This window comes from Phyllobacterium trifolii (assembly GCF_014192095.1).
GTDB classification, from domain to species: Bacteria; Pseudomonadota; Alphaproteobacteria; order Rhizobiales; family Rhizobiaceae; genus Phyllobacterium; species Phyllobacterium trifolii.
This window is the reverse complement of the sequence record NZ_JACHXN010000004.1, coordinates 235,764-258,781: the sequence shown is the minus strand read 5'-3', so window position 1 is coordinate 258,781 and position 23,018 is coordinate 235,764. Positions and strand designations below refer to the sequence as shown.

The 23,018-nt window shown below is 57.6% G+C and carries 25 protein-coding genes and 1 riboswitch; of the genes, 16 read left to right on the top strand and 9 right to left on the bottom strand.

What is annotated here, in order from left to right; all coding sequences use genetic code 11:
• The first annotated feature begins 4 nt into the window (after positions 1-4).
• The 8 genes from FHS21_RS08335 (at position 5) to FHS21_RS08300 (ending at position 7,938) form a co-directional block, all read left to right on the top strand.
• Complete coding sequence (locus FHS21_RS08335) at positions 5-1,120, top strand: mandelate racemase/muconate lactonizing enzyme family protein (protein WP_112530464.1); 1,116 nt, start codon at positions 5-7, stop codon at positions 1,118-1,120.
• Entirely contained in the window at positions 1,120-1,449 is a 330-nt protein-coding gene (locus tag FHS21_RS08330) for an L-rhamnose mutarotase (RefSeq protein WP_183661689.1), read from the top strand. The genes FHS21_RS08335 and FHS21_RS08330 overlap by 1 nt, the downstream gene beginning before the upstream one ends.
• Before the next feature lie 11 nt (positions 1,450-1,460).
• Positions 1,461-2,534 (top strand): Gfo/Idh/MocA family protein, encoded by a 1,074-nt coding sequence (locus FHS21_RS08325; RefSeq protein ID WP_183661688.1) that lies wholly within the window; start codon positions 1,461-1,463, stop codon positions 2,532-2,534.
• Positions 2,535-2,990 carry a MaoC/PaaZ C-terminal domain-containing protein gene (locus tag FHS21_RS08320; protein WP_112530467.1) on the top strand — a complete coding sequence of 152 codons (456 nt, stop codon included), beginning with the start codon at positions 2,535-2,537 and terminating at the stop codon, positions 2,988-2,990.
• Between the two features lie 18 nt (positions 2,991-3,008).
• Complete coding sequence (locus FHS21_RS08315; RefSeq protein WP_112530469.1) at positions 3,009-3,743, top strand: SDR family oxidoreductase; 735 nt, start codon at positions 3,009-3,011, stop codon at positions 3,741-3,743.
• Between the two features lie 22 nt (positions 3,744-3,765).
• Positions 3,766-5,043, top strand: a complete 1,278-nt coding sequence (locus FHS21_RS08310) for an L-fuconate dehydratase (protein WP_183661626.1) — start codon at positions 3,766-3,768, stop codon at positions 5,041-5,043.
• Positions 5,044-5,287: 244 nt separating this feature from the next.
• Positions 5,288-5,487: riboswitch (cobalamin riboswitch) on the top strand.
• 118 nt (positions 5,488-5,605) lie between these two features.
• Complete coding sequence (locus tag FHS21_RS08305; RefSeq protein ID WP_183661625.1) at positions 5,606-6,847, top strand: aromatic ring-hydroxylating oxygenase subunit alpha; 1,242 nt, start codon at positions 5,606-5,608, stop codon at positions 6,845-6,847.
• Positions 6,847-7,938, top strand: a complete 1,092-nt coding sequence (locus FHS21_RS08300) for an FAD-binding oxidoreductase (protein ID WP_162701957.1) — start codon at positions 6,847-6,849, stop codon at positions 7,936-7,938. The genes FHS21_RS08305 and FHS21_RS08300 overlap by 1 nt, the downstream gene beginning before the upstream one ends.
• Positions 7,939-7,945: 7 nt before the next feature.
• On the opposite strand, the gene FHS21_RS08295 is transcribed toward FHS21_RS08300, so the two are convergent.
• Genes FHS21_RS08295 through FHS21_RS08280 form a run of 4 tightly spaced genes read right to left on the bottom strand, consistent with a single transcriptional unit; the run spans position 7,946 to position 11,437 of the window.
• A complete protein-coding gene (locus tag FHS21_RS08295; RefSeq protein ID WP_183661687.1) occupies positions 7,946-8,743 on the bottom strand; it encodes a 3-methyl-2-oxobutanoate hydroxymethyltransferase in 798 nt (265 codons plus the stop codon).
• A gap of 7 nt (positions 8,744-8,750) precedes the next feature.
• The gene (locus FHS21_RS08290; RefSeq protein WP_112530475.1) at positions 8,751-9,983 is read right to left on the bottom strand and encodes an NAD(P)/FAD-dependent oxidoreductase; all 1,233 of its coding nucleotides are present in this window, start codon (positions 9,981-9,983) and stop codon (positions 8,751-8,753) included.
• A 5-nt stretch (positions 9,984-9,988) separates the two neighbouring features.
• Complete coding sequence (locus tag FHS21_RS08285; RefSeq protein WP_112530477.1) at positions 9,989-10,303, bottom strand: MocE family 2Fe-2S type ferredoxin; 315 nt, start codon at positions 10,301-10,303, stop codon at positions 9,989-9,991.
• A 30-nt stretch (positions 10,304-10,333) separates the two neighbouring features.
• Entirely contained in the window at positions 10,334-11,437 is a 1,104-nt protein-coding gene (locus FHS21_RS08280) for a fatty acid desaturase family protein (protein ID WP_162701943.1), read from the bottom strand.
• A gap of 135 nt (positions 11,438-11,572) precedes the next feature.
• Between FHS21_RS08280 and FHS21_RS08275 the strand changes: the two genes are divergently transcribed.
• Both FHS21_RS08275 and FHS21_RS08270 read left to right on the top strand, forming a co-directional pair.
• Positions 11,573-12,604 carry a LacI family DNA-binding transcriptional regulator gene (locus tag FHS21_RS08275; protein WP_183661685.1) on the top strand — a complete coding sequence of 344 codons (1,032 nt, stop codon included), beginning with the start codon at positions 11,573-11,575 and terminating at the stop codon, positions 12,602-12,604.
• A gap of 444 nt (positions 12,605-13,048) precedes the next feature.
• Positions 13,049-13,876: a TIM barrel protein gene (locus FHS21_RS08270; protein WP_210283424.1), complete on the top strand. Its 828-nt coding sequence runs from the start codon at positions 13,049-13,051 to the stop codon at positions 13,874-13,876.
• An 18-nt stretch (positions 13,877-13,894) separates the two neighbouring features.
• On the opposite strand, the gene FHS21_RS08265 is transcribed toward FHS21_RS08270, so the two are convergent.
• Together FHS21_RS08265 and FHS21_RS31155 are read right to left on the bottom strand one after the other, a co-directional pair.
• Positions 13,895-14,041, bottom strand: coding sequence for a hypothetical protein (locus FHS21_RS08265; protein WP_183661624.1), 147 nt, complete (start codon positions 14,039-14,041; stop codon positions 13,895-13,897).
• Between the two features lie 126 nt (positions 14,042-14,167).
• Positions 14,168-14,299: a hypothetical protein gene (locus FHS21_RS31155; protein WP_281386032.1), complete on the bottom strand. Its 132-nt coding sequence runs from the start codon at positions 14,297-14,299 to the stop codon at positions 14,168-14,170.
• Between the two features lie 340 nt (positions 14,300-14,639).
• On the opposite strand from FHS21_RS31155, the gene FHS21_RS08260 reads away from it, so the two are divergent.
• The 5 genes from FHS21_RS08260 to FHS21_RS08240 all read left to right on the top strand — a co-directional run bounded on the left by FHS21_RS08260 (position 14,640) and on the right by FHS21_RS08240 (position 20,093).
• Positions 14,640-15,569 (top strand): sugar ABC transporter substrate-binding protein, encoded by a 930-nt coding sequence (locus FHS21_RS08260; protein WP_112530481.1) that lies wholly within the window; start codon positions 14,640-14,642, stop codon positions 15,567-15,569.
• 232 nt (positions 15,570-15,801) lie between these two features.
• Positions 15,802-17,343: a sugar ABC transporter ATP-binding protein gene (locus FHS21_RS08255; RefSeq protein WP_112530741.1), complete on the top strand. Its 1,542-nt coding sequence runs from the start codon at positions 15,802-15,804 to the stop codon at positions 17,341-17,343.
• A 176-nt stretch (positions 17,344-17,519) separates the two neighbouring features.
• Positions 17,520-18,548, top strand: a complete 1,029-nt coding sequence (locus FHS21_RS08250) for an ABC transporter permease (RefSeq protein ID WP_183661623.1) — start codon at positions 17,520-17,522, stop codon at positions 18,546-18,548.
• Between the two features lie 256 nt (positions 18,549-18,804).
• Complete coding sequence (gene iolG / locus FHS21_RS08245) at positions 18,805-19,794, top strand: inositol 2-dehydrogenase (RefSeq protein ID WP_183661622.1); 990 nt, start codon at positions 18,805-18,807, stop codon at positions 19,792-19,794.
• Positions 19,795-19,877: 83 nt separating this feature from the next.
• On the top strand, positions 19,878-20,093 hold the full coding sequence (locus FHS21_RS08240; RefSeq protein ID WP_112530487.1) for a DUF4287 domain-containing protein: 216 nt from the start codon (positions 19,878-19,880) through the stop codon (positions 20,091-20,093).
• A 231-nt stretch (positions 20,094-20,324) separates the two neighbouring features.
• Here FHS21_RS08240 and FHS21_RS08235 read toward each other — a convergent pair whose 3' ends face one another.
• The gene (locus FHS21_RS08235; protein ID WP_183661621.1) at positions 20,325-21,434 is read right to left on the bottom strand and encodes a Gfo/Idh/MocA family protein; all 1,110 of its coding nucleotides are present in this window, start codon (positions 21,432-21,434) and stop codon (positions 20,325-20,327) included.
• A 134-nt stretch (positions 21,435-21,568) separates the two neighbouring features.
• On the opposite strand from FHS21_RS08235, the gene FHS21_RS08230 reads away from it, so the two are divergent.
• The gene (locus tag FHS21_RS08230; RefSeq protein ID WP_112530491.1) at positions 21,569-22,402 is read left to right on the top strand and encodes a MurR/RpiR family transcriptional regulator; all 834 of its coding nucleotides are present in this window, start codon (positions 21,569-21,571) and stop codon (positions 22,400-22,402) included.
• A 1-nt stretch (position 22,403) separates the two neighbouring features.
• Here FHS21_RS08230 and vapC read toward each other — a convergent pair whose 3' ends face one another.
• A complete protein-coding gene (gene vapC / locus FHS21_RS08225; RefSeq protein WP_112530493.1) occupies positions 22,404-22,793 on the bottom strand; it encodes a type II toxin-antitoxin system VapC family toxin in 390 nt (129 codons plus the stop codon).
• A complete protein-coding gene (locus FHS21_RS08220; protein ID WP_112530495.1) occupies positions 22,790-23,014 on the bottom strand; it encodes a type II toxin-antitoxin system VapB family antitoxin in 225 nt (74 codons plus the stop codon). Before FHS21_RS08220 ends, vapC begins: the two co-directional genes overlap by 4 nt.
• Positions 23,015-23,018: the final 4 nt, after the last annotated feature.

Here is a 23,018-nt window from a genome sequence, read left to right as displayed (position 1 = left end):
TAGTATGGCCAAGATCGAAAAAGTCGAATTGCGCATGGTGGATCTGCCGCCGAAGGTGCTGCGCACCGACGCGATCCAGAGCTTCGTCAGCCAGGAGACCCCCATCGTCACGATTACAGACAGCGATGGCGCGGTGGGGACAGGCTACAGCTATACAATAGGCACCGGCGGCTCTTCTGTCATGCGCCTGCTGTCCGATCACCTTGCTCCGCGTCTCATCGGCAAGGATGCCGACCAGATCGAAGCGATCTGGCGCGATCTCGAATTTTCAACCCATGCGACGACCATCGGTGCCATCACGGCGATTGCCCTTGCCGCCGTCGACATAGCGCTCTGGGATTTGCGCGCGAAGAAACAGAATCTGCCGCTATGGAAACTGGCAGGTGGCGCGAAGGATCGCTGCCCGCTTTATACTACCGAAGGTGGCTGGCTTCATATCGAGAAGCAGGCGCTTGTCGACGACGCACTACAAGCGCAAGCCAAGGGCTTCAAGGGCGCCAAGGTCAAGATCGGCCGCCCGCATGGTTCCGAGGATCTGGACCGGCTATCGGCAGTTCGTGACGCGGTTGGTTCCGATTTCGAGATCATGACCGACGCCAATCAGGGTTTCACGTTGGATGAGGCCATTCGCCGCTCACAGGTGCTGCGCGACATCGATCTTGCCTGGCTTGAAGAGCCGCTACCTGCAGATGACATTGACGGTCACGTGCGGCTTTCGTCGGCAACACAGACGCCGATTGCCGTCGGCGAGTCGCTCTATTCAATCCGGCATTTCCGCGAATACATGCAGAAGCGTGCCTGCTCGATCGTGCAGGTCGATGTCGGCCGCATCGGTGGCATTACGCCCTGGCTGAAGGTGGCGCATGCGGCAGAGGCGTTCGACATGCCGGTCTGTCCGCATTTCCTGATGGAGCTGCATGTAAGCCTGACCTGCGCTGTGCAAAACGGCAAATATGTCGAGTATATTCCGCAGCTCGATGACCTTACCCAGACACAGATGCACATCGAAAATGGCTACGCGATTGCGCCGTCAGAGCCTGGCATAGGTATAGATTGGGACTGGGATGCGGTCAAAGGTCGAAGCGTCGACGAATTCACCACCGAGATAAGGGTCTCATGATGCAACGCATGGGTATGATGATCGGGCTGAACGCGGACAAGGTCGCTGAGTACAAGCGGCTGCATGCAGCGGTGTGGCCGGAAATCCTCGAGCTGATCTCGAGCTGCAACATCCGCAACTACACGATCTTCCTGCGCGAGCCGGAAAACATCTTGTTTGGAACTTGGGAATATCACGGCACGGATTTCGCGGCAGATATGGCCAGGATGGCTGCCAATCCGAAGAACAAGGAATGGTGGGCTGTGTGCATGCCGTGCCAGGAGCCGCTCGATTCGCGGGCCGAAGGCGAGTGGTGGGCGATGATGGAAGAAGTGTTCCATCTCGATTGAAGGACCGCATGATGAGTTTTGACCCCGCAACCTTGCAGCAGAACTGGCCGCTTGCGGCGAAACCACGCCCGATCGTGACCTTCGGCGCGGGTAGCATCGTCGGCGATGCGCACTATCCAGCTTATAGAAAAGGCGGATTTCCGATCGCCGGGCTGTTCGATCCGGATCAAGCGAAGGCAAAAAAGCTGGCCGATGAATGGGGCGTCACCGCCTATGCTTCTGTTACCCAAGCCGCCGCCGTCGAGGATGCGATCTTCGATCTTGCTACGCCACCTTCACGTCATGCCGATATACTGAAGGCCCTGCCGGAGGGTTCCTTTGCGTTGATTCAGAAACCGATGGGCAGCGATCTTGCGGAAGCTTCCGAAATCCTTCGCATCTGCCGCGAGCGCAATATCACCGCAGCGGTCAATTTCCAGTTGCGTTTCGCTCCGATGATGCTCGCACTTAAGGACGCAATCCGGCAGGGCTGGCTTGGTGAAGTGATCGATTTCGATGCGTGGCTCGCGCTGGATACGCCATGGTCTCTGTGGCCATTTTTGGACGGCTTGCCGCGCGTCGAGATCGCCATGCACTCGATTCACTATATCGACCTGATCCGGCAGATCCTCGGGAACCCGCTTGGTGTCCATGCCAAGACATTGGGCCATCCCAACCATAAAGTCGCGCAGACGCGAACGAGCGCGATCCTCGACTATGGCGACAAGGTGCGCTGCGCGCTGTCGGTCAATCACGACCACAAATTCGGGCGCAGGTTCCAGGCCTGCGAATTCCGCATCAGTGGCACGGAGGGCGCGGCCTACGTAAAGCTCGGCGTCAATCTCGATTACCCGCGGGGTGAGCCGGACGAACTGATGATTTATCCGAAGGGCGGTTCCGATTGGATCAACGTCCCCTTGCAGGGTGCTTGGTTTCCCGACGCTTTTGTTGGAAGGATGGCAAACCTGCAACGCTTCGCCAGCGGCGAGGACCAGGAACTCGTCAGTTCCGTCGAGGACGCATGGCACACGATGGCGCTGGTCGAAGCAGCCTACCAATCCAGCGCGACGCCGGCGACGCCGCTCGCACAGAAGACGGAGGCCTGAATGTCCGAACAAGCCATCTATTTCGAGGACTATGAACTCGGCCATGTGCGTGTCACAACCGGTCGCACAATTACCGAGACTGATTTCGTGGTCCACGCCGGCCATACGGGCGATTTCTTCCCGCATCACATGGACGCGGAATTTGCGAAGACCACCCCCTTTGGTCAGCGCGTTGCCCATGGCACGATGATCTTTTCAATCGGCGTTGGGCTGACCGCAAGCCTGATCAACCCTGTGGCGTTTTCTTATGGCTATGATCGCCTGCGCTTCGTCCGGCCGGTTTTCATTGGCGATACGATCCGCACACGCGTAACAATCAGCGCCAAGGATGATGACCCGAAGCGGTCCGGCAGCGGACGCGTCGTTGAGCGCTGCGAGGTCATCAATCAACGTGACGAGGTCGTGCTTGCCGCCGACCATATTCTCATAGCCGAGCGCAAGAGCAAGGCGACATAAAGCGATTGGAGATTTGCAATGACCGGTAAACTTGAAGGCAAGCGGGTTTTGATCACAGCCGCAGGGCAGGGCATTGGCCGCGCCTCGGTGCTTGCGTTCGCCCGCGAAGGCGCAATCGTGCACGCGACGGATATCAATCAGCAACTGCTGGATGCGCTGCCGAAAGAGGCGGGGATCAAGCCGCGCAAGCTCGACGTGTTGAAGACGGACGAAGTCAATCAGGTGATCGGCGAACTTGGTGCAATCGACGTGCTGTTCAACTGTGCCGGTTTTGTGCACGGTGGCTCGATTCTCGAAATGCCGGACGCGGACCTGGACTTCGCGCTGGACCTCAATGTCCGCGCCATGATCCGCACGATCAGGGCCGTCCTGCCGGGCATGATCGAGCGCAAGGATGGCGCGATCGTCAATATGTCGTCTGTCGCCAGCAGCGTTAAGGGCGTGCCGAACCGCTTTGCCTATGGTGTGACCAAAGCTGCTGTCTTGGGCCTGACCAAGGCTGTGGCCGCCGACTACATCACGCAGGGCATCCGCTGCAACGCCATCTGCCCGGGTACGGTCGAAAGCCCGTCGCTAGAACAGCGCATGCGTGCTGGCGGCGATTATGACGCGACGCGGGCAGCTTTCATCGCGCGCCAGCCGATGGGGCGTCTCGGCTTGCCGGAAGAGATCGCTGACCTTGCCGTCTATCTCGCCGGCGCGACATACACCACGGGTCAAGCTTACAACATCGATGGTGGTTGGACCGTCTAGAGGTCTCCACAGGAGTAATATTATGACCCGCATTACCGATCTTCGCGTTTTCGATATCCGGTTTCCCACGTCGCAAAGCCTCGATGGATCGGATGCGATGAACCCGGACCCAGACTATTCGGCGGCCTATGTCGTCCTCGACACAGATGCGGATGGACTTGCCGGCCATGGCCTGACCTTCACCATCGGGCGCGGCAATGAAATCGTCTGTCTCGCAATCGAGGCGCTGAAGCACCTTGTCATCGGCCTGGAACTGGATTGGGTGAAGGAAAATCCTGGCCGCTTCTGGCATTTCGTCACAGGCGACAGCCAGCTCCGCTGGATCGGACCGGACAAGGGCGCGATGCACCTCGCAACCGGTGCTGTCGTAAACGCCGTGTGGGACTTGCTGGCAAAGGAAGCCGGGAAACCGGTGTGGCAGTTGGTGGGCGAGATGACGCCTGAAGAAATCGTCAATATTGTCGATTTCCGTTATGTGACCGACGTGCTGACGCGCGACGAGGCACTTGAAATTCTGCGCAAGGCGGAGAAGGGCAAGCAAGACCGGATCGCTGATCTGAAAGCAACAGGTTATCCTTGCTATACAACCTCGGCGGGCTGGCTTGGCTATTCGGATGACAAGCTGCGACGCCTTTGCCAGGAAGCCGTCGACGCCGGTTTCAATCACATCAAGATGAAAGTCGGCCGCGATCTCGACGATGACATCCGCCGCTTGACGATTGCCCGCGAGGTGATCGGCGACGACCGCATTCTCATGATCGATGCCAATCAGGTGTGGGAGGTCAACGAGGCTATCGACTGGGTAAACAGGCTCGCTTTCGTCAAGCCGTTCTTCATCGAGGAGCCGACGAGTCCGGACGATGTTGCCGGGCATCGCAAGATTCGGCAGGCCATTCGCCCGGTGAAGGTTGCCACAGGCGAGATGTGCCAGAACCGCATTATGTTCAAGCAGTTCATTGCCGAGGGCGCGATCGACGTGGTGCAGATCGATTCATGCCGCATGGGCGGTCTCAACGAGGTGCTGGCGGTGCTGTTGATCGCGGCGAAATATAATCTGCCGGTCTGGCCGCACGCGGGCGGGGTTGGCCTTTGCGAATATGTGCAGCATCTGTCGATGATCGACTATGTCGCGGTGTCGGGCACGAAGGAGGGCAGAGTCATCGAATATGTCGACCATCTGCATGAACATTTCGTCGACCCGTGCAACATCCAGAATGCCGCCTATATGCCGCCGGTACTGCCGGGCTTCTCAATCGAGATGAAGCCGGAGTCGATCAGGCAGTATTTGTACAAAGCCTAAAAGCGGATTTCTGTTGGCAAGACTGCTGTGCGTGGTTCGACAGGGCTCACCATGAGGGAGGTTGAGGACTGCAGCAGCCGACGAGTGCCCACCTCGTTCGACTTGCTCATGCAATCAACCCACCCTCCCTCATGGTGAGCCCCGTCGAACCACGCACAAGGGCTTTGCGGTACGGAATTGCGCCGTGTCGTCTTGCGTAAATGCGATGTCGTTTCCGCGCCTATTCTTTTGTTCTGCCGAGTGCTCTTATCGAGACACTTGAGGTGCCGCTTTCCAGGGAGAGAGCGGAGAATTGGGAAGCCGGTTTGAACCCGGCGCTGCCCCCGCAACGGTAGTGGAGTGAACCACGGCAAAACAGCCACTGGGAGATATCCCGGGAAGGCGCCGTGAAGCCGGAAACGGCAACTCCAGAGCCCGGAAACCAGCCTTGAGGAAGATAAACCGACTGATCGCGGTGGGCGATCAAGGAGCATGATTTTGTGCAGGCGACGTTTGACTTGCGCGGAGGTCCTCCTTCACCACCAGTCAGTTCTTTCGCGGGCTATAAGGGCGAGGACACGACATGGACTTAACGAACGAACTGCTCCGGAATCTAAGGAACCGGAAACCAGGATACGGACTTGAACAGGCATTCTATTCCGATCCGGATTATTACCGTCTCGACATGGAAAATATTTTCTATCGCGATTGGCTGTTCATCGGCCATGATTGCGAGGTGGCCAAGCCGGGCAACTACTTCACGGCTCAGGTTGGCGACTATCCGATCGTCATCGTGCGCGACCGCCAAAAACAGATCAGAGCTTTCCACAATTCCTGCCGCCATCGCGGCTCGCGCGTTTGTGCTGCTGAAAGGGGTACAGCGGCGAAGCTCGTCTGCCCCTACCATCAATGGACCTATGAACTGGACGGCCGCTTGCTGTTCGCCCGCCAGATGGGCGATGATTTCGACGCCAGCCAGCACAGCCTGAAAACGGTGCATTGCGAAAGTGTCGGCGGCTACATCTTCATTTGCCTCGCGCCCGTCGCTCCGGATTTCGGCCCGACACGCGCCCTGCTCGAACCCTATCTCGCGCCGCATCGCCTGACCGAGACCAAGGTGGCGTTCCAGAGTTCGATTGTCGAAAAAGGCAACTGGAAGCTCGTCTGGGAAAACAATCGCGAATGCTACCACTGCGTCGCCAACCACCCGGAACTGTGCAAGACCTTCCCGGAAGCGCCAAGCGCTACCGGGATCCAGGGCTCCAAAGAGGATCCTGAAATGGTCGCGCATTGGGAGAAGTGCGAGGCAGTCGGCCTCCCCAGTGTATTCCGTATCGCAGAAGACGGCCAGTATCGTGCCACACGCGTGCCGCTGCTTAGTGGTGCCGAGAGCTACACGATCAGTGGCAAGCGCGCAGTCGGCAGGCAACTCAGTGATGACGTCAACGCGCAGCAGATCGGTTCGCTGCTGCTCTATCATTACCCGACCACGTGGAACCATGTTCTCGGCGACCAGGCGATTTCTTTTCGCGTGCTTCCGCTTGGACCGAACGAGACCGAGGTCACGACGAAGTGGCTCGTCCACAAGGACGCGGTCGAAGGTGTCGATTACAATCTCGAAGAACTGACCCATGTCTGGCTCGAGACCAACAATCAGGACCGCCGTATCGTTGAAGAAAATGCATTCGGTATCCGCTCGCCTGCCTATGAACCGGGTCCATACTCTGTCGAACACGAAGGTGGCGTGCTGCAGTTCCTCGAATGGTACAGCAACTCCATGGAAACAAGGCTTTCCGGCAATAACAAGCTCAGCAAGGTAGCATGATGAATATGACGCTTCCTCAGACCTATCCGCACCTCGATCAGATGCAGCCATGGAATGATCGGCTGCATCTGCTGGAGTGCCTGTCGGTCATCGAGGAAGCGCCCAATGTGAAGACTTTCACGTTCAAATCGGACAATCAGAACTGGTTTCGCTACGAGCCAGGCCAGTTCATGACGTTCGAATTGCCGGTGCAGCCGGAAGCCGTCTTGCGCACATTTACATTGTCTTCCAGCCCATCGCGGCCATTCACCATTGCCGTGACGGCGAAAGCCCAGGATGGCAGTATCGGTGCGCGGTGGATGCTAGATCATCTGACACCGGGTGCGCGGTTGAAGGCATTCGGGCCGCTTGGCGATTTCTCCATGCGCAAGCATCCGGGCGAGAAATACCTGTTTATCTCGGCGGGTTCGGGCATCACGCCGATGATGTCGATGACACGCTGGATGCACGATTGCGCCCCGCAAAGCGACATCAATTTCGTGACCTGCGCACGCCGGCCGAGCGACATTATTTTCCGCAGGGAGCTTGAATATCTGACCAGCTGCATGCCGAACCTGAAGCTTGCCTTCCTTATAAAGGAACACGAGATGGGGCAGGTGTGGACCGGTATTCGCGGCCGTTTTGAAGAGGCAAGGTTGCCGTTGCTTTCGCCGGACTTCAAGGACAGGACGATCTTCTGTTGCGGGCCAGAAAGCTTCATGCGCGACGTTCGCACAATGCTCGAAGCATCCGGCTTCGACATGAAGCGATATCACCAGGAGAGTTTCGGACCGGCTGCCGAACCGGTGTTGCCGATGATGGATGCGATATCGACAGAGGCCGTTGAGAGATCGGCGATGGTCAGCTTTTCCATGTCGGGCATGGAAGTGGCATGTGCGCCGGGCGAAACGATCCTGAAGGCCGCACGCGGTGCGGGGATACGCATTGCCGCGGCGTGTGAATCGGGGCTCTGCGGCACCTGCAAGGTTATGAAAATTTCCGGCGAGGTCGACATGGACCACAATGGCGGTATTCTCGACGATGAGATCGACGAGGGCTATGTGCTTGCGTGCTGTTCCAAGCCACTCGGCAATGTTGAAATTGAGGCTTGAAACGCCTTTAACTGCTTGAAAGCTCTTTTAGAAACCGATTCAACTCGTCTTGCGGGATTCCGACGGTATGTTCCGGGCCGGGATAAACTTGCGATTGAACATCGGCGACAAACTCCGCAAAGGCTGCGACCCTTTCCTGCTGCAGGCGGTCATATTCGGCGCTGAAGTTCCGATAGACCTTGGCGTGACGTGGATAATGGCCGCGATTCGAGCCAAGAACATCTTGCGCGAACAGGTACTGCGCATCACAGCCCGCGCCGGCGCCCATTGAAATCATGAACAGCGATGTGCGCTCGGAAATTGCTGTCGCAATCGGAACAGGCACAACTTCTATTTCTGCTGCGAATGCGCCAGCATCTTCCAACGCTTTGGTCTGTCGCCATACCTCGAATGCGCTTTCGGCCGTTTTCCCTACAGCTTTGAAACCGCCGGTCCAAGTCGCCTGCGACGGGATTAGCCCTACGTGACCGCAAACAGGGATCCCTTCGTTACGCATGCGACGTACGGTGGCGAGGCTTGCGGCGCAATAAACCGCATCGCCGCCCGCCCTAAGCGCCTTGAACGCCGCGCGGATGTACTCTTCTGCGGTTACGAAATCACCATACTCCAACCCGGGCACCGCGAACACTGAGGGCGCAGCCTCGCGAAACTCGGGCGTAAGCAGTGATGGCGGGACAGATAGCATATCTACGCCGGCGCGTTCGGCCGCCTGTGCTTCCTCCAACGTTTCCACGCGCAGCATAGTCAATTGACGCCGACCCTTCAGCGCGAGGATGTCGGCGACGGTGGGTCGTTGGTTTTTCATGGTCATCTTAGGCTGCAAGCAGTGACTTGAGTTTGACGTCCGCTGTAGCGAGCTGGCCCGAATCTGGTCTCGCGCCGCGAGCAATCAACATCTCGGCGAGCCTTATGTCCTTCGCTACCGAATTGCCGGGGCCAATACCGCTCGCGGCGACAAGACGGCCATCGGCAGCAAGGTGGAACAGAATGAAGGCGCCATCGCCGAGGTCGCGCCGGATCGTTCGAACGCCCTCGTCCGCGAGGCCAGCAACCTGCAGACCGAGTTCATACTGATCCGACCAGAACCAGGGTACCGCTTGATGCGGCTCCTGTGCCCCGAGCATGTTGCGCGCGGCCAGCTCCCCTTGCTCCTGGGCATTGCGCCATGCTTCGAGCCGCACCCGGCGCCCGCCGTAGACAGCGAGCGGGAAGATACAGCAGTCGCCAGCGGCATAAATATCCGGATCGCTGGTCTGCAACCAGTCATTGACCACAACACCGTTGCCGGTTTCGAGGCCTGACGCTTCGGCCAGCGCGGCGACCGGCGTCGCGCCTATGCCGATGATCGCGAGGTCCGCCACGATGACGTTTCCTGTCGAAAGCGTGATCGCAACATTGTCTGCAGCGTCGGCAAAGGAGACTATTCCGGTGTCGCATAGAATGGTCACGCCCTCGTCGCGATGGCGTGTATCGATGACCCTGGCGATTTCCTCCGGGACGCCGCGCATCATGATGCGGCTTTGCGCCTCGATCACAGTGACCGTCGCGCCGCGCTTGCGAGCGCTGGCCGCAAGTTCAAGCCCGATGAATCCGCCGCCGACAATGACGATGCGTGCTCCCGGCTGAAACCTTGCCCGGATGGCAACCGCGTCCTCAAAACTGCGCAGGGTGGTGCAATGTTTGCTGCCCGCTGCGAGGGGCAGAGGGCGCGGAATGGCACCTGTCGCAAACAGAAGACGCGCATAGGGGATTTTCCGGCCATCCTCCAGTGTGACGCGCTTTTCTTCCCGGTCGATTGACGTCGCCGTTGAATTGCCCACGAAGTCGATGTTCTTTTCGGTAAACAGGGATTCGGCGGCTATCGTGCGCGGGGCCGGATGATCTTCCGAGACCATCGCTTCCTTGGAAAGAGGCGGGCGCTCATAGGGGAGGTGTTTTTCCGTGCCGATCAAAGTGACCGGGCCGTCATAGCCGTTTTCCCGTAAGGCAAAAGCCGCGCGCACGCCGCATTCGCCAGCGCCAATGATGACCATTCCACTGTCCATGACGATTATCCCAGCTGAATCAATACTTTGCCAGCCTCTACTTTGACTGGATAGGTCTTAAGATTGATGCAGACCGGCGCTCCCTTGGCTTCTCCGGTCTTGTAGTTGAAGCGGCCGTTATGCTTGGGGCACTCGATGATCTCGTCCATCACAAGCCCATCGGCGAGATGGATGTGTTCATGAGTGCACAGACCGTCCGTCGCAAAAAACTTATCGTCGGGGCTGCGGTAGACTGCAAAGGTCTTTCCCGCATGGTCGAAACGCATGACGTCTTCTTCGTCAATGTCGTCTGAAGTGCAGGCTTCCACCCAGTTGCTCATCGTTCGATCCTCCCGGTCGTTTATGGACTATTATTCGGCTGCTGCCGCGACAGATTCGCTATGGAATTCGTCGCGATAGGGCTTTGCTGTCGGGGGCAATTCCCGCTTGAGAAAGTAGTCCTCGTTGCGCAGCTGCCGCAGGAATGCAGGCACCATCTCGCGGTACGCGTGCAGGATGGACGGGTTTGCCGCCGGCAGATCATGCTTGATCATCGCATGCAGCTGCGGCAGCGCGTGATGCGGCACCATCGGGAACATGTGGTGTTCGACGTGATAGTTCATGTTCCAGTAGATGAACCGGCTGATCGGGTTCATAAGGACAGTACGGCTGTTCAAACGGTGATCGGTGACATTGTCGGCAAGCCCGCCATGCTGCAACAGTCCAGTCAAGACATGATGCCACGCCCCATACAGTCGCGGCAAACCGATCAGCACCAGCGGCAGGATCGATCCGAGATACAACGAAAGTCCAATCGTGGCGACGTAAATCGCGGCCCATATGCGGGCGATACGGACGACCCTTGGCTGTTCCTGCTCCGGAATGAAGGTCTTTTCCTCGGCGCTGACAATTCCCAAGGCGTTGCGGATGAGGTCGCCCATGGCGTGCCACACATCCAAAATACCGAAGAAATTCAATGCGACGCGCAACAGATCGGGTGGGCGCATGACCGCGATTTCCGGATCGCGTCCGACGATGACCGTGTCCGTGTGATGCCGCGTATGGCTCCAGCGCCAGGTGACGGGATTGCGCATGATCATGAAGCAGGCGATCTGATAGACGACATCATTCATCCAGCGTGTCTTGAACGCCGTACCGTGGCCGCATTCATGCCAGCGGCTGTCCGAGGCGGAACCATACAGAACGCCATAAGCAAGGAAAAACGGCACGCAAAGCCAGGTGCCCCAGAAATAGACGCCAAGGCCGGCGAAAATCAGCATGCTGCCGAGCCAGATCGCAGTGTCGCGGATCGCCGGGCCATCAGAGCGCTTCATCAGCTCTTTCATCTGCTTGCGGGGGATGTCGGTGTGATACCATTCGGCCGCGGCAAGGCCCGACTCCACAGCCAATTGCGAGTCACGGCCGATAAGGCTGTAATCCCGCCTTGTCGGCATGACGAGCGATGCTGCTTGCATATGAGACCTCCCTCAATCAGTCGGAAGAAGATACGCGTTGCAACAACCTGCCTCAATCTGAAATGATGAAATTCTATCATTTTCAATCAGAGATTGGTATAAATGACTGATAGATTCTATCAGGGAGCGCATGAGGTGGCAAATAGGCCGACAATCTCCGATCTGGCGCGTGCTGCGGGGGTGGGCGTCGCGACAGTCGACAGGGTGCTGAACGGACGGCTGCCGGTGCGCGAAGAAACGGCGCGGCGGGTATATGAGGCGGCCAACAGCATCGGGTACCATGCGGCGGGGTTGATCCGCCAGCGTATGCGGCAGGAACTGCCGGAATACCGGCTGGGCTTTCTCTTGCAGAAACCCGGACATTATTTTTATCAGGAGTTTGCGCGGGAGATCGAGAATGCTGTCGGTCAGGCGTCGCATTTCCGCGGCGTTCCTGCGATAGAGTTTTGCGCATCACAGGCGCCGGACGAGATCGTCGCCAAGCTGAAATCGCTGGCGGGTCGCTGCCGTTCGATCGGCCTGGTCGCGCCGGACCACCCGTCCATCACGGCCGCTGTCGATGAATTGAAGGCAAAGAATATCCCGGTTTTTTCGCTGCTTTCAGACCATGCCGCTGGAATTCGCGAAGGCTATGTCGGCGTCAACAACCGCAAGGTCGGGCGCACGGCAGCCTGGATGATTACCAAAGCCGCCAAAAAATCCGGAAAAGTTGCGATTTTTGTTGGAAGTCATCGTTTTCACGGCCATGAACTGCGCGAAATCGGTTTCCGTGCCTTCTTTCGTGAAGAGGCGCCGGAGTTCACCGTGCTTGACACGATGGTCAATCTGGAGACGCGCCAGATTACCAATGAGGCGATGTCGGAGCTGCTGCGCCGCCATCCGGACCTTGCCGGCTGCTATGTGGCGGGCGGTGGAATGGAAGGCGGGATCACTGCGATTCGTGAGGCGCAATTGGAACAGCCGCCGGTGATGATCGTCAATGAAATCACCCCGGAATCGCGGGCGGCGCTGGCCGACAAAATCGTCACCATGGTCATCGCAACTCCCTTGCCAAGGCTCTGCCGGGAACTCACGGAGCTCATGGGTCACGCCATCGAAAGCGGCGCGGCCAACGCTCCGGGCCAGACCTTTTTGCCGTTCGATATCTACCTGCCAGAGAACATCTGAGCGGCATTTACACGCGGCTACAATCAAATTGCCCGCGCCGGTTGAAATTCCTGCGGCGGAATCGAGGATTCATGTTCCATTTTCGCATGTTCTTGCGCCAAATCCGGACATTCTTGCGCAAAAGTTCCGCCGGATCCCGCAAACCTTGCTCTCTTTTTCTCAGGCATCGGAATCTATCAGAAATGATAGTTTTTTAATCACAACTGCGATTGACGGAATGACGGCTTCGACAGATTGTTGCGCCGGCTAGAGCCCGTTCGCAAACTCTACTGCGGCGGCCATCTGACGCGATTTTCTGCGCTTCCGGTGCTCACGTACTTTAAGTACGCTGCGCTCCGGTTCTCGAAAACCACGCCATATGTCTCGCCGCAGCGACTTTCCAAACGGGCTCTTGGCAACCCATGGGCGCAGACCGCGTTAAGTACCACCGGGAGTATTATTCAGATGAGCGACACGATTTCTCACCCTGTCTTTGCGATCAATCATATCGCCGCGCCGAACATGACCCCGGCGGAATTCTTCCAGCTGGCGAAGTCGCTCGGCCTCAGCGATGTCGAGATCCGTAACGACCTTGGCGGCAATGCCATCGTCGACGGGACGCCGGCGGCAGAGGTCCGGGCAATGGCTGAATCGGCAGGCGTTCGCATCGCTACGATCAACGCGCTGCAGCGCTTCAACCAGTGGACGCCGGAGCGCGAACGGGAGGCGATCGAGCTTGCCGATTACGCGCGCGATGTGGGTGCGAGCGCGCTGGTTCTTGTCCCGGTCAATGATGGTTCCGGCCAGACAGATGGCGAGCGTCAGGCGAACCTGCGCACCGCATTGACGGCACTGAAGCCTATCCTTGAACAGCGTGGCCTCATGGGTTTCGTCGAACCGCTTGGCTTCGAGATTTGTTCGCTGCGTTCAAAGCGCGAGGCGGTGGAAGCGATCGAGGCTGTCGGCGGCCGTGACCGGTTCAAACTCGTGCATGACACGTTCCATCACCACCTTGCCGGCGAGCCCGAGTTGTTTCCGGCAATGACTGGGATGGTTCATATTTCAGGGGTCGCCGACCCTGATCTTGCGGTTGGCGAAATGCGCGATCCGCACCGGGTGCTGGTCGATGCGGATGACCGGCTCGGCAATGTCCGCCAGATGCGCGAACTGATCGATCAGGGTTATACCGGCTTGTTTTCATTCGAGCCGTTCGCACGGGAAGTGCAGGAATTGGAAAACCCTTCCGAAGCGCTGGCTTCCAGCATGGACACGATCAAAGCCGGGTTGGTTTGACCTTAGATTCCCGGGGAATCAGTTCTCCTGGATGGACACGCCGCCCTCTCCGATTTTCAGTTCGACGCCTGCGGGCTTTGTTTCCTCCCGGTAGGCGTAGACACCGAGACCGATAACAGCGACGAGAAGCGCTCCAATAATCAGATACAGGCCATTGCGATTCACTATTTGATCCTTTGTGTGTTGGAACTGGAACGATTCTGTTTTTCTTCGTATCACGGAATTGTCCTAGTTCTTTGTTTTTACGCAATTCCCTACGGAAAACCGCTTCATACTTTTCCTGGAATTGCTCTAATTGGACTGATCCAGAGCATGCGGAGCAGGTTGGCCGGGTGTTTGATCGTCGGCCGGGTATAGCCAAAGAAATGCAGCGACCGCCAGGACGATAATAACAGCCGTCGATATCCATGTTTGAACGCGCATGTGACTGTCTCCGGTTACGGAGTAAAACCGCGTGTCGCCCAGAAGGTTCCGCTTCCAGACTGCACAGCAGTGCAACCTAAAGCCTCTCATTAATTGGTCTATAGCTCTCAAATCCCGCTTGACGCTCCTTGCATAAAATGGAATAAATATTTCAGAAGCTGGGCATAACGGTCCGTATATTCCGTAATGGGTGTTCAGATTAAGATTTGCGCGCAAACGCCGCGCACGCTTCATGTCAAGATATTGCCAGCCAGGGACAAGGTGGGTTGGCAGGATCGGGGTATGAAGGGTTCCGGATTAAAACAGGTGCAGCCGGGGCACCATTTGTGGAGGAGAAGACATGAAAAAGTTTTTGCTTGGAGTGGCTGTTTCAGCATTGATGGCTGGTTCGGCTTCGGCCGCGAATATTGGCGTCTCGATGGCGAAGTTCGACGATAACTTCCTGACCGTCCTGCGCAATGGTATGCAGGACTATGCCAAAACGCTTGATGGCGTGAACCTGCAGGTCGAGGACGCGCAGAACGACGTTGCCAAACAGCAGAGCCAGATCCAGAATTTCATCGCTTCGAAGGTTGATGCGATCATCGTCAATCCGGTCGACACGGACGCTACCGGCGCCATGTCGAAGATTGCCGCTGATGCCGGCATTCCGTTGGTCTATGTCAACCGCGAGCCGGCAAATGTCGACAGCTTGCCGGAAAAGCAGGCTTTCGTTGCTTCGAACGAAGTTGAATCCGGTACGCTGGAAACCAAGGAAGTCTGCCGCCTGCTCAAGGGCAAGGGCAAGATCGTCGTGATGATGGGCGAACTCTCCAATCAGGCCGCCCGCCAGCGCACCAAGGACGTGCATGATGTGATTGCAACCGACGAGTGCAAGGGGCTTGAAATCGTCGAAGAGCAGACCGCCAACTGGTCGCGCACCGAAGGCTCCGACCTGATGACGAACTGGCTTTCAGCGGGTCTCGAATTCGATGCGGTCGTCTCCAACAATGACGAAATGGCCATCGGTGCGATCCAGGCCCTGAAGGCTGCAGGCCGCTCGATGGACAGCGTCGTTATCGGCGGCGTCGATGCAACGCAGGACGCGCTTGCCGCCATGGCTGCCGGCGACCTCGACGTGACAGTTTTCCAGAACGCTGCCGGTCAGGGCAAGGGTTCGGTCGATGCGGCGCTGAAGCTCTCCAAGGGCGAAAAGGTCGAGACCAAGGTCTATGTGCCGTTCGAACTGGTGACGCCGGAGAACCTGTCGAAGTATCAGAAGTCTAATTGAGACTTCTGTTTCAACCACGCCGAGCTTTACCCTCCCCCTTGTGGGGAGGGACGGAGCGAAGCGACGGGGAGGGGCCTTTGAGCCTTCATTCTTGCGATGGCGCACTACGCCTTACTCGTTGCAAGAAAGACCCCGCCCCGGACCTGCGGTCCGACCCTCCCCACAAGGGGGAGGGAATGCGTCAACGTTTGGCGTATGATTGAAACGAGAGCCTCTCTGGGAGGAGATGATCATGGCAGTCAGTCCCTCGACCATGGCAGCGGTGCGCGCCAGTGGCGCCATACCGCAATCGGAATATCTCTTGAACGTCGAAAACATCCGCAAGGAATTTCCTGGCGTTCTGGCGCTGGACAATGTGCAGTTCCGGCTCAAGCGCGGCACTGTGCATGCGCTGATGGGCGAGAACGGCGCCGGTAAATCCACGCTGATGAAGATCCTTGCTGGAATATATATTCCAGATCAGGGCGAGGTTCATCTGAAAGGCCTGCCGATCCGCCTGAAATCGCCGCTCGATGCGCTGGAAAATGGTATCGCCATGATCCATCAGGAGCTCAATTTGATGCCCTTCATGACGGTGGCGGAGAATATCTGGATCCGGCGCGAACCGAAGAACGGCTTCGGCTTCGTCGATCACGGCAAGATGTACGACATGACCGCAGAGCTGTTTGAGCGGCTGAACATCAAACTCGATCCGGAAAGCCAGGTGCGGGATTTGAGCGTCGCCAACCGGCAGATGGTAGAAATCGCCAAGGCGGTTTCATACGAATCCGATGTTTTGATCATGGATGAGCCGACGTCGGCTCTGACCGAGCGCGAGGTGGCGCATCTGTTCGAGATTATCCGTAGTCTGCGCGAACAGGGCATCGGCATCGTTTATATCACCCACAAGATGAACGAGCTTTTCGAGATCGCGGACGAGTTCTCGGTGTTCCGCGACGGCCGTTATATCGGCACGCATCTTTCCACCGATGTGACGCGCGACGATATCATCAAGATGATGGTCGGGCGCGAGATCACGCAGATGTTTCCGAAAGAAGAGGTGCCGATCGGCGATGTGGTGCTTTCGGTAAAAGACCTTTCGCTGAAAAACGTTTTCCACAATGTGTCGTTCGACGTACGCGCGGGCGAAATCCTCGGCGTTGCCGGACTGGTCGGTTCCGGCCGCTCGAACGTTGCCGAGACGATTTTCGGCGTGACGCCGGCGACGAGCGGAACCATCGAGATCAAAGGCGAGGTGGTCAAGATGACTTCGCCGACGCAGGCCATCAGCCACGGCATGGCTTTCATCACCGAAGACCGCAAGGAAACGGGCTGCCTGCTTATTCTCGACGTCCTCGAAAACATGCAGATCGCGGTGCTGCAGGACCGTTTCGTCAAGTACGGGTTTGTCCAGGAGAAGGGCATTACTGCAGCATGCACCAAGATGAGCGAGACGTTGCGGGTCAAGACTCCGAACATGGAGGAAAGGGTCGAGAACCTTTCCGGCGGTAACCAGCAGAAGGTGTTGATCGGCCGGTGGCTTCTGACCAATCCAAAGATCCTCATTCTCGACGAACCGACACGCGGCATCGATGTCGGTGCCAAGGCGGAGATTCACCGCCTCGTATCGCAACTCGCCAAACAGGGCGTCGCCGTGATCATGATCTCGTCGGAAATGCCGGAAGTGCTCGGGATGAGCGACCGGGTCATGGTGATGCATGAGGGCCGGGTTACCGGTTTCCTCGATCGCGCCGAAGCCACGCAGGTCAAGGTGATGGAGCTGGCATCGAAATGAACAACCATTTGATAATCCACCCTGACGGTTCACTGATGCGATTTTTTGCGCTTCCGGTGCTCACGGACTTCAACGTCCGCTGCGCTCCGGTCCTCAAAAACCGCACCAGCCTACTCGTCAGGCTGAATTCTTAAACGGTTGTTTAGCGCTGCCTGGAATATTTGGAGGAATTTATTATGACAAGCGAGCAGGTGACGGCCAAGGCAACAACACCGGCACTCGGGCGCAAGCACCGCCGGCGTATGCCGCCCGAGGTCAATATCCTTTTGGTGCTGATCGGTATTGCGCTGGTTTTCGAAATACTCGGCTGGATTTTTGCCGGCCAGAGCTTCCTGATGAATGTGCAGCGCCTGCGGATCATCATCCTGCAGGTCTCCGTCATCGGCATCATTGCGGTGGGCGTCACGCAGGTGATCATCACCGGCGGCATCGATCTTTCCTCCGGCTCGGTGGTGGGCATGACGGCTATGATTGCGGCAAGTTTCGCGCAGGCCTCCACCTGGGCGCGGCCGGTCTATCCCGCCTTGACGGACCTGCCGTTTTTCATCCCGATAGGCATCGGCCTAGGCATCGGCCTCCTCGCCGGTATCATCAATGGCTGGCTGATCGCCTATACAAAGATACCGCCGTTCATCGCCACGCTCGGCATGATGGTGTCGGCACGCGGCATAGCAAAATGGTACACCAAGGGCTCGCCGGTTTCAGGCCTGACTGACCAGTTCAACTTCATCGGCACGAGCATCTGGCCTGTGGTCGTGTTTCTCGTGGTGGCGCTCGTTTTCCATATCGCCTTGCGCTATACGCGCTATGGCAAGTTCACCTACGCCATCGGTGCCAATGTGCAGGCGGCGCGGGTTTCCGGCATCAATGTCGAGAAACATCTCATCAAGGTGTATGCCATTGCCGGATTGCTGGCTGGACTTGCCGGCATCGTTACCGCTGCCCGGGCCCAGACCGCGCAGGCTGGCATGGGCGTCAATTATGAACTCGACGCAATCGCGGCGGCCGTCATCGGCGGCACCTCGCTCGCCGGCGGCGTCGGGCGCATTACCGGCACGGTGATCGGCGCGATCATTCTTGGCATCATGATCTCTGGCTTTACGTTCCTGCGGGTCGATGCTTATTACCAGGAAATCATCAAAGGCGTGATCATCGTTGCCGCAGTTATCGTGGATGTATACCGCCAGAAGAAGCGCAAAGTCTGACAGTGCTCTCGATACTAGCCAGGCGTGCATGACCATGTGCGTGGTTCGACAGGCTCACCATGAGGGGACTTGAGTTTTGCAGGGCGCCAAGGCAGGAACGGTTGCGGCCGTAACGGCCAACATCAAAGTCTTGACTCCCTGCAATCAACTCACCTCCCTCATGGTGAGCCCCGTCGAACCACGCACAATGGATCTGCTGCCCAAATCAATCAATAACGCCCGGGACCCCCACCGGGCTTCTTTAATGAGGTAAGAAATGACTGTACGTTTTGGCCTGCTCGGTGCAGGCCGTATCGGCAAGGTTCACGCGAAAGCCGTGACGTCGAACCCAGAGGCGAAGCTCGTTGCCGTCGCCGACGCCTTTGAACAGGCGGCCAAGGATCTTTCCGCTGCGCATGGCTGTGAAATCCGCACCATCGACGAGATCGAGAAAGCCTCGGATATCGATGCCGTCATCATCTGTACGCCGACCGATACGCATGCGGACCTGATCGAACGGTTCGCCCGGGCCGGCAAGGCGATCTTCTGCGAGAAGCCGATCGACCTCGATGTGAAGCGTGTCGAAGAATGCCTTGCCGTTGTCAGAGAAACCGGCGCGACGCTCATGGTCGGGTTCAACCGCCGTTTCGATCCGCATTTCGCTGCGGTACGCAAGGCAATCGACGACGGTCAGATCGGTGATGTCGAGATGGTGACGATCACCTCGCGCGATCCGGGCGCGCCGCCTGCGGAATATATCAGCCGTTCCGGCGGCATATTCCGCGACATGACGATCCATGATTTCGACATGGCGCGGTTTCTGCTAGGCGAAGATCCGGTTGCGGTAACCGCGCATGCGTCGGTGCTGGTGGACAAGAAGATCGGCGAGCTCGGCGATTACGACAGCGTCAGCGTCATCCTGTCGACGGCCTCGGGCAAGCAGTGTGTGATCTCCAATTCACGCCGCGCGACCTATGGCTATGACCAGCGCATCGAAGTGCATGGCTCAAAGGGCATGGTCGCGGCGGAAAACCAGCGGCCGGTGTCGATCGAGATCGCCAACGGCAGCGGTTATACCCGCCCGCCGCTGCATGATTTCTTCATGACGCGCTATACGGAAGCCTACGCCAACGAGATCGCCGCGTTTATCAGCGCGATTGCGAAGGGCACGAAGGCGGCGCCGAGCGGGGAAGATGGATTGATTGCACTGGCGCTTGCCGACGCAGCGGTGAGGTCGGTGAAGGAAGGCAAGACGATCAGGGTTTGAGTTCTCTCCGATATCTCTTCGCTGGCGGACTTTTAGATGTCTTAGAAGCGTGAACGTGATTACAAAGATAGGAGTTGGTTTAGATGTCGGCAGAGAAGAAGCTGAAGGGCCCTGCTTCGTACTTTCCTTCTATTGAGAAGACATACGGTAAGCCAATAGATCACTGGCTGAAGATGCTGGATGAAATGAAGGAAAAGAAGCACATGGAGATGGTTTCCACGCTAAAATCAGAGCACAAGATGGGTCATGGCCACGCTAATGCTCTAGTTGCTTATCATCGGGCCCAGAGTGCAGCCTAAACTACGCATGAGCGAACGAAGCGCTGTGATTTGAACATCCCAATGGGTTCTCGGGTCAAGCCCGAGGATGACGGAGAGAGAGGCGTGTATTGCAGTCAAACCTGAAACGCTCTCAATACCTCTCTTGCGATTTCTAGTATTTGAGCAATGGGCTCAACATGCTGAAATCGCTTTCTTCCCACAGGGGGACATAATCGGCATCATAGGCCGGTGTTCATACGCTAGAATAGACTACCGCACATCCACCCAGCGCTGCTCCTGATAGGAACGCGCCATGGCATGGACGGTGCGCTCGATTTCGAGCCCGTCGGCGAATTCGATCAGATGAGCGGGCTGGCCGTTGATGCGCTTGATCAACTCGCGGCACTCGATGATCTTGAGGTCGTTGAAGCCGAGGCCATGGCCCGGGGCCGGGATAAACTGGCCGTAGGGCTCATGATGCGGCGCCGTAAGAATGGTGCGGTAGCCCTGTTCGGTGGCGCGGTCTGCGGTAACGTAGAGCTGGAACTCGTTGGCGCGTTCCTGATCGAACAGAATCGAGCCCTTCGAGCCGAAAATCTGCAGAGCGATGCGGCCCTTGCGGCCCCAGGCGGAGCGATTGGCCTGCAAGGTGCCGGCAACGCCGTTTTCCATACGCATGAGGACGCTGGCGCTGTCATAGGTTTCGACCGCGCGGTCCGTGCCATTGGCCGTCTTGCGGGTGGCGTAGGGCTTCGACATATCGCACATGACGCGGGAAACCCGGCCAAACAGCGTGAACAGCAACGACAGGGGATGGACAGCAAAATCATCCAGCGCACCGTATCCGGACGTGGCCTCGTGCTTCCAGTTGAAGAGGGCATTGGGATCGGCCATGAAATCCTCATCCATCTCGATGCGCAGATGGTTGATGTCGCCGATGATCTTTTCGGCAAGCAGCTTGCGGATATGACGGATGGCCGGGCCCTGGATATAGTTGTAGCCGAGGGCAGCGACCTTGCCGGACTGTTTCGCCGCGGCGAGCATGGCTTCCGCGTCGCTGAATGTTGGCGCCATGGGCTTCTCACACCAGACATGCTTGCCGGCTTTCAGCGCCGCAATCGCCATTTCCGGGTGAAATTGGTTGGGGGTGGCGATGGAGACCACATCGACTTGCGGGTCGTCGATGACCGCGCGCCAATCGCCCGAGGCTTTCTGGAAACCGAACTCATTGGCGCGGCGCACGGCAAGCTCTGTGTTGGTTTCGCCGAGATGCACGAGCTGCACTGCCGGCACATCACCGAAGACGGCGCGAACCGAATTCCACGCCAGTGCATGGCATTTCCCCATAAAGCCCGTTCCGATCAGTCCTACACCCAGCATCGCTTGCTCCCATCGCTTGCAGTTCTCGATTGAAATAATCTATAACAGGAGAAAATGGAATAACTGATCCGTCTTGATATAAATATTTTGCTCGGACCAGGAGCAGCAACGAGGAAACTCTGCGGGTGGAAAGTATGGACAATGAAGTATCGTTACCGCGGGATTTCGATGCGCTGCGTACGATGATCCTCGATCGTCGCGAGATGCTGCCGAAGCGTCTGGCGCAGATCGCGGCCTATGCCCTAAGCAATCCCGACGAGATTGCCTTTGGTACGGCGGCAAGCATTGCACAGACAGCAGGCGTCCAGCCTTCGACGTTGATCCGCTTTGCCCAGCATCTCGGATTCGACGGTTTCACCAGCCTGCAATCGGTATTCCGGGAACGGCTGCGCGAGCGGCAGGTTTCCTATGAAGAGCGGCTGTCAGCCCTGCGCGGTGATACGCATGGCCTTTCGAAGAACCGCGTCATCCTCAACGGATTTTTGACTGCGGCCAGCCATTCAATCGAGACGATTTCGCATAATGTCGAAGAGGATGTGTTGGCCAGCGCAGTGGATATCCTGGCGGGAGCCGAGACGATCTATCTGCTGGCGCGGCGCCGTTCCTATCCGATCACCGCCTATATGGCCTACGCCTTCGGCAAGCTGAAAATCCGCAACCAGTTGATCGAATCGACAGCTGGTATCGATCCGGAAATCCTGTCCTTTGCCCAGCCGACCGACGCCGCCATCGCCATCAGCTTTTCACCCTATGCCTCGGCAACAATCGAGCACGCAGCGGCGCTGGCAGCACGCAATGTGCCCGTCGTCGCCATTACCGACAGTGCGTTCTCGCCGCTCGCCCAGTCTGCCAAGGTGTGGTTTGAGGCGGCGGAAGGGGATTTTTCCGGGTTCCGGTCGCTATCCGGGACTATGGCACTCGCCATGGCGCTGACGGTCAGCGTGGCGGAGAAACGGCGGAGTTTCTAGGTTAGAAAACTTGCAGTCCGAGGCGTTCGGCCATCGGATTGAAGTCGCGGTCATGATGGAGAAGCTGGTGCCCACCTTCAATGCAAAAGGTGGCAATGACAATGTCAATGGACTTGCGAATGGTTATACCGTGCCGACGCAGATGCCGATAATTGCGCGCGGCTTGAACTGCCGTGTCGGCAGACAACATGGATTGGACGCCGAATTGCCGCAAGCCCCTCTCAAGCCGTCCAGCCTCAGCTTCGCTGCGGGCACCCTGTAGCAGTTCTAGAAGAATAAGGTCGCCCATAATCACCGTCTCGACCTCAATCAGCGCTCTGAAGCGCCTTACAGGTTCGATATCGATATTGCGATAGTGGGCGATCCAGACCGAACTGTCGACGACGATCATTTATCCAAACGACCATCATCGTCCCAAAAACGGCCTTCTCGCATTTCATCGAGATTGCCTTCCCAGCCGATGCCGGCGAGATCATCGATGACCTTTTTCAGATCATGTCTTTTCACGAGTATGCGCAAGGCTTCCTCGACCGTTGCCTTCTTGGTGGAAAGTCCTGTCACCTTCATGGCCTTGGTAAGCAATTCATCGTCCAGATCGATATTGGTACGCATGGTA

Excerpts from the sequence above, each read along its gene's own strand:
- FHS21_RS08335 (WP_112530464.1), top strand. The coding sequence starts at position 5 with ATGGCCAAGATCGAAAAAGTCGAATTGCGCATGGTGGATCTGCCGCCG.
- FHS21_RS08330 (WP_183661689.1), top strand. The coding sequence starts at position 1,120 with ATGCAACGCATGGGTATGATGATCGGGCTGAACGCGGACAAGGTCGCT.
- FHS21_RS08325 (WP_183661688.1), top strand. The coding sequence starts at position 1,461 with ATGAGTTTTGACCCCGCAACCTTGCAGCAGAACTGGCCGCTTGCGGCG.
- FHS21_RS08320 (WP_112530467.1), top strand. The coding sequence starts at position 2,535 with ATGTCCGAACAAGCCATCTATTTCGAGGACTATGAACTCGGCCATGTG.
- FHS21_RS08315 (WP_112530469.1), top strand. The coding sequence starts at position 3,009 with ATGACCGGTAAACTTGAAGGCAAGCGGGTTTTGATCACAGCCGCAGGG.
- FHS21_RS08310 (WP_183661626.1), top strand. The coding sequence starts at position 3,766 with ATGACCCGCATTACCGATCTTCGCGTTTTCGATATCCGGTTTCCCACG.
- FHS21_RS08305 (WP_183661625.1), top strand. The coding sequence starts at position 5,606 with ATGGACTTAACGAACGAACTGCTCCGGAATCTAAGGAACCGGAAACCA.
- FHS21_RS08300 (WP_162701957.1), top strand. The coding sequence starts at position 6,847 with ATGAATATGACGCTTCCTCAGACCTATCCGCACCTCGATCAGATGCAG.
- FHS21_RS08295 (WP_183661687.1), bottom strand. The coding sequence starts at position 8,743 with ATGAAAAACCAACGACCCACCGTCGCCGACATCCTCGCGCTGAAGGGT.
- FHS21_RS08290 (WP_112530475.1), bottom strand. The coding sequence starts at position 9,983 with ATGGACAGTGGAATGGTCATCATTGGCGCTGGCGAATGCGGCGTGCGC.
- FHS21_RS08285 (WP_112530477.1), bottom strand. The coding sequence starts at position 10,303 with ATGAGCAACTGGGTGGAAGCCTGCACTTCAGACGACATTGACGAAGAA.
- FHS21_RS08280 (WP_162701943.1), bottom strand. The coding sequence starts at position 11,437 with ATGCAAGCAGCATCGCTCGTCATGCCGACAAGGCGGGATTACAGCCTT.
- FHS21_RS08270 (WP_210283424.1), top strand. The coding sequence starts at position 13,049 with ATGAGCGACACGATTTCTCACCCTGTCTTTGCGATCAATCATATCGCC.
- FHS21_RS31155 (WP_281386032.1), bottom strand. The coding sequence starts at position 14,299 with ATGCGCGTTCAAACATGGATATCGACGGCTGTTATTATCGTCCTGGCG.
- FHS21_RS08260 (WP_112530481.1), top strand. The coding sequence starts at position 14,640 with ATGAAAAAGTTTTTGCTTGGAGTGGCTGTTTCAGCATTGATGGCTGGT.
- FHS21_RS08255 (WP_112530741.1), top strand. The coding sequence starts at position 15,802 with ATGGCAGTCAGTCCCTCGACCATGGCAGCGGTGCGCGCCAGTGGCGCC.
- FHS21_RS08250 (WP_183661623.1), top strand. The coding sequence starts at position 17,520 with ATGACAAGCGAGCAGGTGACGGCCAAGGCAACAACACCGGCACTCGGG.
- iolG (WP_183661622.1), top strand. The coding sequence starts at position 18,805 with ATGACTGTACGTTTTGGCCTGCTCGGTGCAGGCCGTATCGGCAAGGTT.
- FHS21_RS08240 (WP_112530487.1), top strand. The coding sequence starts at position 19,878 with ATGTCGGCAGAGAAGAAGCTGAAGGGCCCTGCTTCGTACTTTCCTTCT.
- FHS21_RS08235 (WP_183661621.1), bottom strand. The coding sequence starts at position 21,434 with ATGCTGGGTGTAGGACTGATCGGAACGGGCTTTATGGGGAAATGCCAT.
- FHS21_RS08230 (WP_112530491.1), top strand. The coding sequence starts at position 21,569 with ATGGACAATGAAGTATCGTTACCGCGGGATTTCGATGCGCTGCGTACG.
- vapC (WP_112530493.1), bottom strand. The coding sequence starts at position 22,793 with ATGATCGTCGTCGACAGTTCGGTCTGGATCGCCCACTATCGCAATATC.
- FHS21_RS08220 (WP_112530495.1), bottom strand. The coding sequence starts at position 23,014 with ATGCGTACCAATATCGATCTGGACGATGAATTGCTTACCAAGGCCATG.